Origin of the sequence: Dictyoglomus sp. (assembly GCF_049968615.1) — a bacterium.
Classification (GTDB): domain Bacteria; phylum Dictyoglomota; class Dictyoglomia; order Dictyoglomales; family Dictyoglomaceae; genus Dictyoglomus; species Dictyoglomus turgidum.
This window is the reverse complement of sequence record NZ_JBMFQK010000009.1, coordinates 25,355-37,800: the sequence shown is the minus strand read 5'-3', so window position 1 is coordinate 37,800 and position 12,446 is coordinate 25,355. Positions and strand designations below refer to the sequence as shown.

The 12,446-nt window shown below is 34.6% G+C and carries 14 protein-coding genes; all 14 read right to left on the bottom strand.

Annotation, left to right across the window (positions count from 1 at the left end; all coding sequences use genetic code 11):
- Window positions 1–4: 4 nt before the first annotated feature.
- A complete protein-coding gene (hrcA, locus tag ACP5QL_RS07185) occupies window positions 5–1,045 on the bottom strand; it encodes a heat-inducible transcriptional repressor HrcA (protein ID WP_428126442.1) in 1,041 nt (346 codons plus the stop codon).
- 99 nt (window positions 1,046–1,144) lie between these two features.
- Window positions 1,145–1,987, bottom strand: coding sequence for an SDH family Clp fold serine proteinase (locus tag ACP5QL_RS07180; protein WP_012583689.1), 843 nt, complete (start codon window positions 1,985–1,987; stop codon window positions 1,145–1,147).
- Between the two features lie 15 nt (window positions 1,988–2,002).
- The gene (locus tag ACP5QL_RS07175) at window positions 2,003–2,677 is read right to left on the bottom strand and encodes a rhomboid family intramembrane serine protease (RefSeq protein ID WP_272995146.1); all 675 of its coding nucleotides are present in this window, start codon (window positions 2,675–2,677) and stop codon (window positions 2,003–2,005) included.
- A gap of 26 nt (window positions 2,678–2,703) precedes the next feature.
- Window positions 2,704–3,081 (bottom strand): RidA family protein, encoded by a 378-nt coding sequence (locus ACP5QL_RS07170; RefSeq protein WP_012583691.1) that lies wholly within the window; start codon window positions 3,079–3,081, stop codon window positions 2,704–2,706.
- Window positions 3,078–3,692 carry an RdgB/HAM1 family non-canonical purine NTP pyrophosphatase gene (gene rdgB / locus ACP5QL_RS07165; RefSeq protein ID WP_012583692.1) on the bottom strand — a complete coding sequence of 205 codons (615 nt, stop codon included), beginning with the start codon at window positions 3,690–3,692 and terminating at the stop codon, window positions 3,078–3,080. Before rdgB ends, ACP5QL_RS07170 begins: the two co-directional genes overlap by 4 nt.
- Entirely contained in the window at window positions 3,693–4,415 is a 723-nt protein-coding gene (rph, locus tag ACP5QL_RS07160) for a ribonuclease PH (RefSeq protein ID WP_012583693.1), read from the bottom strand. It lies immediately after the preceding gene.
- 2 nt (window positions 4,416–4,417) lie between these two features.
- Window positions 4,418–5,341 carry an alanine-tRNA synthetase second additional domain-containing protein gene (locus ACP5QL_RS07155; RefSeq protein WP_424662369.1) on the bottom strand — a complete coding sequence of 308 codons (924 nt, stop codon included), beginning with the start codon at window positions 5,339–5,341 and terminating at the stop codon, window positions 4,418–4,420.
- Entirely contained in the window at window positions 5,341–5,865 is a 525-nt protein-coding gene (locus ACP5QL_RS07150; protein WP_012583695.1) for a FumA C-terminus/TtdB family hydratase beta subunit, read from the bottom strand. Before ACP5QL_RS07150 ends, ACP5QL_RS07155 begins: the two co-directional genes overlap by 1 nt.
- Entirely contained in the window at window positions 5,862–6,704 is an 843-nt protein-coding gene (locus tag ACP5QL_RS07145) for a fumarate hydratase (protein ID WP_428126433.1), read from the bottom strand. Before ACP5QL_RS07145 ends, ACP5QL_RS07150 begins: the two co-directional genes overlap by 4 nt.
- Window positions 6,697–7,014: a DUF4387 domain-containing protein gene (locus ACP5QL_RS07140; RefSeq protein ID WP_012583697.1), complete on the bottom strand. Its 318-nt coding sequence runs from the start codon at window positions 7,012–7,014 to the stop codon at window positions 6,697–6,699. Before ACP5QL_RS07140 ends, ACP5QL_RS07145 begins: the two co-directional genes overlap by 8 nt.
- A 3-nt stretch (window positions 7,015–7,017) precedes the next feature.
- Complete coding sequence (locus ACP5QL_RS07135; RefSeq protein WP_424662370.1) at window positions 7,018–8,355, bottom strand: acyclic terpene utilization AtuA family protein; 1,338 nt, start codon at window positions 8,353–8,355, stop codon at window positions 7,018–7,020.
- Entirely contained in the window at window positions 8,348–9,601 is a 1,254-nt protein-coding gene (locus tag ACP5QL_RS07130) for a methylaspartate ammonia-lyase (RefSeq protein WP_428126428.1), read from the bottom strand. The genes ACP5QL_RS07135 and ACP5QL_RS07130 overlap by 8 nt, the downstream gene beginning before the upstream one ends.
- A gap of 16 nt (window positions 9,602–9,617) precedes the next feature.
- On the bottom strand, window positions 9,618–11,069 hold the full coding sequence (locus tag ACP5QL_RS07125; RefSeq protein ID WP_424662371.1) for a methylaspartate mutase subunit E: 1,452 nt from the start codon (window positions 11,067–11,069) through the stop codon (window positions 9,618–9,620).
- Window positions 11,060–12,445, bottom strand: a complete 1,386-nt coding sequence (glmL, locus tag ACP5QL_RS07120; RefSeq protein WP_272995156.1) for a methylaspartate mutase accessory protein GlmL — start codon at window positions 12,443–12,445, stop codon at window positions 11,060–11,062. The genes ACP5QL_RS07125 and glmL overlap by 10 nt, the downstream gene beginning before the upstream one ends.
- Window position 12,446 lies beyond the last annotated feature (1 nt).

Sequence of the window (12,446 nt, the reverse complement as noted above, 5' to 3'; positions counted from 1 at the left end):
ATTATTAATACTCACCCAAAATTTGTGTAAGTCTCTCGGATAATGTCTTTCCTATTAATTCTACGAAGGCAAGGATTCTTTCGTATTTCATCCTTTTGGGACCTATCATACCAATAGATCCCGTAATATTATCCCCTAAGGAATAAACTGTAGTGATAACACTACAATCACTAAGTTCTGGAATATTTATCTCCTGACCAATAAGTATAGTAAGTCCTTTATTAAGAAAAGCGGTAAAAAGTAAAGAAGACAAAGTTTTTTCTTCTTCTAAGACATCAACCAATGTCTTCACTTTATTAATATCCTGAAATTCCAAATGTTTCAGTATTTTAGAAAGACCAGAGACAAATACTCCCTCTTCCTTTCCCGTATAAATCAATTCTTTCAATATGTCCTTCAAGGTCTCTATAATCTCAGAAGGAATATTAATCCTCTTTTCTTCTTTACTTAAATTCCAATATACCTTTTGAAGCTCTTTATTTCCAAACTCTTTATTTAATTTCATTCTTATTCTTTGTAATTCTTCTTCTGTAATAGACCTCGATAACCTTATAATTTTCTCCTTTACTATCCCTGTCGCGGTAGTGACAATAATAACTACAGTTTCCTCCCTCAAATCCACAAACTCTATTTTCTTAAGAGTGGTATTTCTCAATTGGGGGTATAAAACAACCCCAATAAAAGTGGTTCTTTCGGACATCAACTCTGCTACCTTCTTCAAAAGGCTCTCCCAATCAAGAACAGAAAAAATAATACTATTTGCAACCTTTATATCTTCCTCGTAAAGCTCATATCCATCCAACAAAAAATCTACATAGAATCTATATCCTCTATCAGAGGGGATTCTTCCCGCCGATGTATGGGGTTGTATGAGATAACCCTCTTCCTCAAGATCTGCCATTTCATTACGTATAGTAGCAGGACTCCATCCTAAAAGGTACTTTTTAGCAAGTACCCTTGAGCTTACTGGATGGGCAGATTCAATGTAATCTTTTACCGTTATTTTTAATATTGTTTTTTTTCTTTCATCTAACAAATTTAGCACTCTCCCTACTAAATTGCTAAAATTTTCAATTAAATATTAACACTTAGCTTTAATAAGTGTCAATAGTAATTAATAATAGTTATAAATTAAATTACAGACTTATGATTTTTTATTATTTGCACCACCTTTATAAGGCTGATAAGGCACAGGTATGTACTGTACAGAAGGTCTTGAACCAGGAGATTGAGGATATAAATTCATGAGAGCATAAATTTCTTTTGGTAATCCAACTTTTACAGGAAGACCTAATTTCTGTGCCTCTTCGACCGTTATAGGATAATCATGAGTCCAGGTACCTGTGGAAAGAATTTCTGCAATCTCCTTTGCTTTCTCTTCAGGCATTTTATCTTTTAAAAGCTCAAAAACTGATTCTTTTACCTGTCTAATTGCTTTTTCTGCCACATCTCCCAGAATAAGGGTTTTATCTTCGACTTTATCTGCCCCCTTTCTATTAATAGCATTTAAGATAGAAGCAGCAGGATATTCTCCAAGTTGAGGATCCACAGGACCAAGTACTGCATTCTCATCCATTATAATTTCGTCTGCAGCAAGAGCTATAAAAGTTCCTCCTGACATAGCATAATGAGGTACAAAGACCGTAACCTTTCCTTTGTGATTTTTTAATGCATGAGCTATCTGCTCAGCTGCTAATACTAACCCACCAGGAGTATGGAGAATTAAATCAATAGGCATATCCTCAGGAGTAAGTCTTATAGCTCTCAAAATCTCTTCTGAATCTTCAATGTTAATATACCTTGCTATTGGGATACCAAAAAGATTCATAGTTTCTTGCCTATGAATAAGAGTAATAACCCTAGAACCTCTCTTTCTCTCCAGGGTCTGAATTAATCTAAATCTCTCTGCTTCTATAACTCTCTGCCTTACTATGGGAGAAATACTACTCAAAATAAATATGATCCAAAAAATATCCCAAAAGTTCATAAAAAGTCACCTCCCTTAGTAGTAATAAACCCAATATCTTCTTCTCCTAAAATGCTTTGCTAAGATGAAACCAAAAACAAACCCCCCAATATGTGCCCACCAAGCTATTCCACCACTAATATTAATTAAAAGAGAGAATATCCCTGATGAAATTTGCATTATAAACCAAAGACCTATATATAAAAAAGCAGGGATATAAATAAAATCTATAAAAAATACAAAAAAAGTCATAGTTAGAACCTTCGCTAAGGGAAAGTATCTCATATATGCTCCTAAAACACCTGCAATCGCTCCGCTCGCTCCTATAGCAGGCATATAAGGGTTAGTACTAAAGAAGATTTGAGTCAACCCAGCAAGAATTCCAGAAAGAAGATAAAAAACAAGATATCTAAAATGCCCCATAGCATCCTCTACATTGTCACCAAATATATACAAATAAAGCATGTTACCAATGATGTGAGACCATCCACCGTGTAAAAACATAGAAGTAAAAAGGGTTAAAATCCCATGAGGAAGTAAATTTAAACTGAAAAACCTATATGGGACTACCCCATATTTAAATATTATACTTTCTAAGACCCCTTGAGGTAATAACATCTCCCATAAAAAAACAAAAATATTCAAGAAGATAAGAGTCATATTAACTATAGGATACCTTCGAGACGGTATATCATCTCGCAGAGGAATCATACATCTTTCTCCTCTTAAATAAAAATTTAAAAGACCGCTATTGCTTCAATTTCAATTTTTACATTTTTGGGAAGAGCAGAAACCTGTATAGTTGATCTTGCAGGAGGATTGTTAGGAAAATATTCTTTATATACCTCATTCATCTCAGAAAACTCTTCCAAATCTACCATAAATACTGTAGTCTTTACTACATTATTTAAACTTCCACCTATGGATTCCAATATAGCTTTTACATTCTCTAAAACTCTTTTGGTTTGTTCCTTTATTCCTCCCTCTACCACATTTCCCGTATCTGGATCAATTGGAATTTGTCCCGAGATAAATACCATATTCCCTACCTTTATTCCTTGAGAGTAAGGACCAATAGCAGAAGGAGCTTTTGAGGTCGAAATTATCTCTTTCATAGCTTACCCCCTTTATAAAAACATTCTAAAAATAATTTTAACTTATTAAAAGCCATAAATCTATGGCTATATTTGTTTTTCTCAAACTCGTTTATTTCCCCAAAGGTCTTACCCAATGGGGGAAAATAAAAAATAGGATCATAACCAAAACCCCTTTCTCCTCTCGGCTCATAAGCAATATACCCCTCAACTTTCCCACCTGTAATAATTTTTATGTCTTCTTTTTCATCATAAAACACTGCCTTACATACAAATCTTGCTTTTCTATCTTCCCATGGAATATCTTTCATCTTCTCCAAAACCAATCTTATCTTTTCCTTATATCCCACACTTCCTCCAAACCTTGCAGAATGAATGCCTAATTCTCCTTTTAAAGCATCAATTTCAAGACCCGAATCTTCTGCAATAACAGGATAACCTGTAAGTTCAGCAATATACCTTGCTTTGATAAAAGCATTTTCTTCATAACTTTCACCTAACTCTTCAGGAAGTTCTATGTCAAGATTTAAATCTTTCAAAGTTTTTATCCAACTTCTATACTCTGAGAGAATATCCAATATTTCTCTTATTTTACCTTCGTTTTTTGTCGCCAATATAATAAACTTATCCATCTAAAGTAACCCAAGAGTTTTCTTTTGAATTTCAATTAATCTCATAATACCCTGCTTAGCAAGGTTAAGCATATGTTGCAACTGTTCATGGGTAAAAGGAGTTTTCTCAGCAGTTCCTTGAATTTCCACAAATTTACCACTTTCTGTCATAACCACATTCATATCCACTTCGGCCCTCATGTCCTCATTAGCAGAGAGATCAAGAAGAATTTCTCCATCTACGATTCCCACACTTACAGCAGCAACAAATTCTCTTATAGGTATCTCTTTTATGATTCCCTCCCTCTTCAACTTTTCTAAAGCATCATAAAGAGCCACAAAAGCCCCAGTTATAGCAGCGGTCCTTGTACCACCATCTGCCTGAATAACATCTGCATCAATCCAGATAGTTCTTTCCCCAAGCTTGCTAAAATCAACTACTGCCCTTAGAGATCTCCCTATAAGCCTTTGAATTTCTTGAGATCTCCCATTTATCGCACCTTTTACTACGTCTCTCACCTTTCTTTCTGGAGTAGAACCTGGAAGCATCCCATATTCAGCAGTCAACCATCCCTGATTTGTACCCTTAAGAAAAGGGGGAACTTTTTCTTCCATGGAAACAGTGCATATAACTTTTGTTTCTCCCATCTCAATTAAAACCGACCCCAAGGGATACTTTAAATATTTTCTTGTTATTTTCACAGGTCTTAAATCCGTATTTGATCTTTTATCAATCCTTACCATATCTATCTTCCTCTTTCTTTAAGTTTATTAACTATTTTATCATATTCCACCTTATCGACAAATCCAACAAGCAAATAATCCTCTTCTTCTTTGTCAAAAATGAAATCGGGATATAAATAGAACTCTTTTATATCTCTCGTATTTTTCACATGAAGTCTTGGTCCTGTACAGGGTATAATACGCTCACCTATCTTTATGTGTTGTCTATCTAAATAAGATACTTCTACACCCTTTTCAATATAATTTTTAACCTCTCTTTCTAAATCTGAAATATCTACTTGAAGTTTCTCTTTCAATCTTATAACAAATCCATGTTTCACATCACTGTGTCCTTCAATATATCGTAAATAACCATGATCCTCCAAAATCATTCCTGTCAGATCCTCAGCTGTATGAGCCTGCAATCTATAACTTAGAGAGGGAAAAACAATGGCTACAATTTCTTCTGGCAAAGGCCCAAAAATATTAGGTCTTGCTACAATAACTTCTTCACCTACTCCTATGAGTAGGTCTGCATTCCTCTTAATATAAGAGTAGATCAGCTCAAAATGTTCACAAACAATTTTTCTATCTTCTTCTAAAGCCTTTAAAATAGCTTCTGCTATAAGATATATAGGATAAAAAGCTAGCTCAAATCTTACATCAAGATGGTATATATATTCGTAAAATCTTCCTCTCTCATAATCTTCAATAAGAGGTAAGGGCCTTCTATATACTCCTTCATCATCGTTAGTTAGATTAAGTCCTGGAAACATCCCTCTTATTAATAAGGATTTCCCTGAACCAGAATCCCCTATTAGTCCTATGAGTTTATCTTCGTGAGATAGGAAATTTTGAGCAATAATAGATCCAAGAAGCTGAAGTCTTGCTTCCCCTCGTGGAGCATAATAAATGGCCTCCCTTAATAGAACTTTTGGATGTATCATTATATCTTCCAGAAGGAGTTTCCTTTAGAGTCAATAGCCATCATGGCAGGAAAATCAAAAACCTCTAAATAATAAATGGCTTCAGGACCAAGTTCAGGAAAAGCCAAAATTTCCATATTCTTAATTCTATCTCCAAGATACGCTCCCGCTCCTCCTACTGTTACGAGATAAAAACCTTTATATTTTTTTATTGCTTCAATTACTTCTTTACCTCGCATTCCCTTTCCAATAAATCCCTTTACTCCATTCCTCATGAGCTCTGCCACAAAAGGATCCATCCTTTTGCTTGTAGTAGGTCCTGCAGAACCTACCACTCTACCGGGTGGTGCAGGAGAAGGTCCCATATGATAGATAATAATATCCTTTAAATTAAAAGGTAGTTCAACTCCTTTATCTATCATATCTACTAATTTTTTACAAGCTTGGTCTCTTGCAGAATACAACACCCCATTTAAAAGTATCCATTCCCCTACCTCAAACCTCTCCAATTTTTCAATATCATCAGGAATATAGATCCTTTTCATATCTCAACCCACCCATGCCTTACCGCACAGCATTGGAGATTTATTGCAAGAGTAAATCCTGCAATATGAACAGGATAACTCTCTATATTTACCGCTAAAGCTGTAGTTTTTCCCCCAAGCCCTCCAGGGCCTATATTGAGATTATTTATCTTCTCCAAAAGTTCATCTTCCAAAGATGCCCAAAAAGGATCATCATTATGTTTACCTATAGGCCTCAATAATGCTTTCTTAGATAAAATTGCAGCCTTCTCTAAAGTACCTCCTATACCTATACCCACAATTAATGGAGGACATGCGTTAGGCCCGAAAAATTTTATATGCTCTATAATCTCATTAATTAACTCCTCTCTTGATACAGTAGGAAGTAAATTTTTTACCACACTCGCATTTTCACTTCCAAAGCCCTTTATCAGTATATTTATTCTCAACTTATCTCCATCAACCACATCATAGTGAATAACTGCAGGAGTATTGTCCTCTGTATTAATTCTCCTTAAAGGATCCCTAACTACAGACTTTCTGAGAAAATCATTTACATAAACTGTTCTTACTGCATCATTTATAGCATTCTCTATATTCCCATTAATACATAAATTTCTACCAATCTCTACAAAAGCCACCACCATTCCACAATCTTGACATACAGGAATCTTTTTTTCTTTAGCAATTTTTGCGTTTTCTATAAGAATATCAAGAACAATTTGAGCATTTTTATCTTCTTCTTTTTTTCTTGATTCTAGCAAAGCTTTTTCTACGTCCTCAGGTAAAGAAAAATTTACTTTTTCTATCAAATCTACCAACTTCTTATAAATTTCCTCCTGATTAATGACTCTAAACATCTATCTCCACCTCAAGAAGAGGAGCATGTTGTTGGGCTCCATAAACATCAGTATCCCCAGGACTTCCCGATGGAACCCTCCTTTTTATATTAGCCTTAACAGCACTTACAGGATCAAAATAAATTACAGAAATAACATCATCTAAATTTATCCCATAAACCTGAGCCCACCAAACTTTAGAAAAATAATCTATTTCTTTTAATCTCTTATACACATAAGAATCTTTAAAAATAATGTCTATGGTAAGAATGAAGGGACCACTATTTTTAGTACGTATTACTTTTGCCAAATCAATTAATTTATGCCTCATAGGCTAAACCTCTACAACCTCTATTGGAAATTCGTAATCTTCAAGTTTTATAAGATGGTAAATCTTAAATTCAAAAACCTCTCCCCAGATAACTTCGGAGGGAGAGAATGGAAAAGCAAGGTTTCCAGCTGTGGAAATACGGTTTTTATAACCATAATGAAGAAGCGAAGATCTTAAAAATCCAAGTATTGTCTTTACATGATCTTGATTCTCACCTATCACCTCAATAACAATACAAAGTTCGTGGGAAAGATTCTTTTCCTTCTCCCAACTTCCCATAACTCCATTTTTCCCATATACATGGAAAAATATTTCATACTTATTTAAATCTTTAAAATTCTCCCTTAAAAGAATTTTCTGCTTTTCTAATATTTCATCTATTTGAGAAATCATGATAGGATCTCTAATTCCAGCTATACAGATCCCTCTTATACCAAGATATTTGGCTCCCTCTATCTTAATCCACTTATCCTTAGATTCTATAAACTCTGAACCCATAACCGAAACAGTTCTCTCATCTTTTTGTATAAAAACCGACTTGGTAAGATCAATAACCCCATCGGGACCAATAAGATGATAGGGATCACTTTTCTCATATAGAGTATGAGCAGCCACAGAAATAACAGTACATTTTCTATCTTCGTTAAGGGGATAAACCTCAAAACGATCCTCAAAAATTAATCCCATGAGCCCATCTCTTCCACTACCAGGTTCAGCTGCAATTGCCCCACATTCAAGAATTTTTCCTAAATGGTAGGAAAGCCCTTTAGGATATCCTTTATAAATTGGAATTGCAGAGAACGGGGCTGGATCATAACTTCTTCCTGCTAAAATTATATTTACTCCCTTTTTATAAGCCTCAATAAAGGGCGATATACCTATTTGAGCCACAATATTATTTACATTTTGAAGATCTTCTACAGTTAATTTCGAAGACCCATCAAGTTCTTTAATTTTATCCCCTAAAATAGCTTTTCTAACTATCTCTTTATCAATATCACTATAAATTTTGGCAACCTTTGCCTTGATATTTTCTGTCCCTAAAATCTCCTTAACTATATCAAAAGTCCAATCTAAAGAAGATTTTGTACCACATCCTCCTGAACTTCCGACTAATATTGGTATGTCAAACTTTAAAGCCATTTTTATTAAATAATATAGATCCCTCTTAGTAGCGTTCCTATCAACAAAAGAAATACCTTTACCTAAGTAATAAGGTCCAGGATCTGTCGAACCTGCATCTACAGCAATAATGTCTGGCTTCTCTGAGAGGGCATTGTAATAAGTTTTTTCAGGAAAACCATATCCTAAAATAGCAGTAGGAGAGAAAATCTTAAGCATCTATAACATTCAATCCTTTCTTTTTTAATATTTTTAAAGTCCTCATCATTTCGTTATAAACTATCATCAGTCCTTCATCTACGCCCATTCCTGGTTTTGCCAAAATTTGATCCGCCTGAGTTGCCAATGCAATGTGGACGGAAACCTGAGCCGACCTATCAGTTTCATTACAACTACCACCTAAATAGGCTCCTATATTGTTTTCTCTGCAATAAAGCACAGCCTCAATAGAATTGTGAATACTACCTAAAACAGGAGTCTTTATCTGGATCATATCCACTGCTTCAGCTTTAATAAAATCCTTGATATCATCTAAGCTATTACACCATTCATCTGCTACAATATCCACATTTATACCTCTTTCTTTGAGTTTTCTCTTTATTTTGCTCAAGAAATCTATTTGTAACTCTTTACTCTCCATGTCTACAGGCCCTTCAATTCTCAACTTATATGGATAACAAATCTTCTCAAGTTTTTCCATATATTCTACTATCTCATCTATATTATACTGAAAAGCAATTCCAATGGTTCCGTAAACGTCTATATGAAATATAGGATGATAATTCTCGTCTCCAAGTATTTTTACTCTCTCTTTCAACCATCCCAAATACTCTATTAACTTTTCTCCACGCCATCCTAACTTTGTCTCTACATTATTGATGAGAGCATGAGGTAAAACATCTACTCTCTTAAGAATCATTTTATCCACATTAATATATCTTTCATCTCCTGATTGAGCAAAAATTGGAATCTTTTTAATGTCAAAATTTAGCAAATACTCATCCCGAATAATTTCAGTCATGGTCTTTTTATAATATTTTGAAAAAGCATCAAGAATAGCTTGAGAAACTCCATACCTCAAAGCAGTATGAAGTTTCCTACCATTGATACTCAAGGTTTCTAACTTCTGACATATGAATCTAAAACTTTCCCATTTCTCCTGGAAAAGAAAGGGAAATACTACATTCTCTAAATCTTTAACCAATTCTTTTGCTTTAAATAACGGTTCTCTCCCTCCTGCTCCCGAGTATTGAATAGCAGCACAATCCCCAAAGGCTATCTGATCATCATCAAGAATTAAGATTACCGATATACTTTCTCCTTTCTGTCTTACAGATTCATAGCCTGAGGTTAAAGGAACTCCCCTATAAGCAAAGCCATCTTCTTTTGCTCCTGCTTTAATAGCCCTCTGATCATCAAAATAAAAACCTGAAAGCCCAATGGAATATAAAGCATCTTTTATCATAATAAATCTCCTTAACCTACTTAGGTCTTCCCACTAATCTACCTTTACTTATAGCATATATGTCATCTAATACCATTTGAAAACTAATTTCTCTCTTCTCATACTTTGCTCTCTCTTCAATCTTCTTTCTATGAAAATCTTTAATTTCTTCATCAAAGGGCAAATTTCCAAAATCAAAAAATCTTATAGCACCCTCATTATCTCTTATAGGCATAACTCTTCCCAGAGTAAACCTACTTGGAGCAAAAGGAACATCAAGCAAACCAGAAGAAAAAGCCCTTACAGTACCTAACACAAGATCTCCTTCACCAATAGAATACACACTATTTAAAATGCTTCTCACTTCTCTTTCAATGATGTATTCCTCTTCTTGAAGTTTATTCTTATCAATAAAATCCTGCGAGTCTAACATTTGAAGAACTTGTCTTGTGTTTCTTAAAGCTGCAGCATTAGCCTCCTTAGACGGAATACCAATTGCTTCTTGAGGTGTTTTCACTATTACTTTCGTAGCTTTAGATAATACCGCTGGAACTGTACCTAAGCTTATTACCGCATAAGCCCTTGCCTCATCCTCTGGAAACCCACCCATAAAATGATGCAAAACAGTGGTAACATGTACATCATAATATCCGAAACTTGCCAAATACTCCTTTGTTAACCTATAGAGAACATTAATAGAAGCGGTATCTTGAATAATATTCCCACATTGCCCATATCCCACACTAAAACTCTTTACTCCCTGCTCAGCAGCAAGTAGAGCTTCTATAATTCCAATACTTATAGAGATAGATGGAGGAACAAGGGTACCCGTCAAAGGACCAAAAGACTCTCGATTTATTATTACTCCATTTTCAGCATAGAGTCCAACAAGGTAATCCACATATTGCCAATAGAGAATTGAGTTTTCCAGAGAAACATCTTTAGCGTAAGGAATGTTATAGGTAATGCCCCCTCCTTCAAAGGAGGTAAATCCAGCTGCAAGAGTTATTTCTGCAAGCAATCTTGCATCAGGAGTTCCATGTCTCACCTCTACTGGTACATCAACACTTTCTATTATTTCTCTACAAGCCCTAACACCATAATTTACTGCAGGAAATCCATTGAGTAAAGATCTTCCCTCTCTTAAACTCTCTTCAATACCTAATTGTGCCTCTCGGTATCTATTTTGTCTTGTATAGCTATCAATAGTAGTTGGTAATATATCTGCCCCACCCTCTTTTTGGAGGTATTGCAAAAGAAGGATATGTTCTTTTAATATAGGCACTCCTGCTCTTGGCTGAAGCAGGGTTTTTTTACTTTCATCTGCTTTTCTCAAAACATAATCTGCATATTTTTCCCTTGGTAATGAGCTTAAATATGAAACCGCTTCTTCAAAATTTACCTCCCTTCCTGTTTCCCAAGAATTTAGAACTTCTTCTCTCATCTTCAAGAAATATTTATGATCCCATTTCTTATTTTTTAAGACCATTCCCAAGCCTCCATTCTCTTCATATATCTCTCAATAAGTTTTTTAGCCTTTTCTTTACTGATCTCAGATATTACACCTATAGAAAATAATATATATTCTTTATCAATAAAAACTTCAGGAGATATAGGCTTTAAAACAAAAGGCTCATCCTTAGAATAAATAGCTCCTTTCAATATTGTTTTTTTGTGAGGATTATAAATCAAAGGTCCACCAGTAAGAAGCAATTTTTTAACCCCCCTCAAATCTTTCCCATACTGAAAATATAAGGTTCCCATTGGAGTATAAATTACCTCTAAATGACCCACGTGTCTTTCTACACTTATTTTTACAGCATAATAAGAAAGTATTGCATCAAAATAAATATCTTCATCCTTCTCAGGTATAAAATTGGTATTTTTACTAAGAAAATATGCCCTTTCCTTTGGATTTATTTTTAAATCATTAGCTAATTTTTCTAATTCTCTTTCACCAACCGCTTCCAATAAAGATACAGCAGAAACCCTTACTCCAAGATCCCCTTCAACGGTCCTTTTTACTATTGGATCTTTCAAACCTTTCCACACAACTCCCGACTGAGTTGGTGCTCCCTCAGCCACAGAACAAACATCAGTGGTTGCTCCTCCTACATCCACCAATATACTTTCTCCGTACATCTCCGAGAATGCCTCTAAGCCTTTTAAAACCGCAAGAGGTGTTGGCATTACTACTCCATCAATTATCTTTTTCACTTTGTCCAAACCTTTTGCATGAATTATATTTCTTAAAAAAATCTCTCTAATTAATTTCTGTACTTCATTAATATTTATAACTCCATATTCTGGCATTACATTTTCAGTAATATATATCTCTTTATTATTTTCTCTGAAAATTTTCTCTATTCTATCTCTTAAATCCTTATTTCCAGCATAAATAAAGGGAATATTTAAGGGTAAAGTAGAAAGTTTTTGAGCATTTACCAAAGGATAATACCGGTTTCCGCCATCAGTCCCCCCTGAAAGTATTATTATATCGGGTTTCAAAAACAAAATTTCCTCAAGATCCAAGCTTGTAAGCTCATAAGAATATACTTTTAATACCTTTCCTCCAGCAGAAAGAGCAGCTTTTTTAGCAGCCTCTGCAGTAAGATCAGGAACAAGTCCAATAGCAATTATCTTTAAGCCTCCTGCAGCACTACTAGTGGCTCTTTTTATTTCAAATTCTTCTATCCTATACCCTGTTTGAGCCTTTATATCCTCTATTACTTTACTTAGTCCTATGTTTACATCCTCACTTACTGTAGAAGGATATTTTGCCTTACCTATAATCTCTCCTTTCTCTAAATCATAAGCCACACCTTTAGTAAAAGTACTTCCAATATCAAATATTAGAGCTTTCATG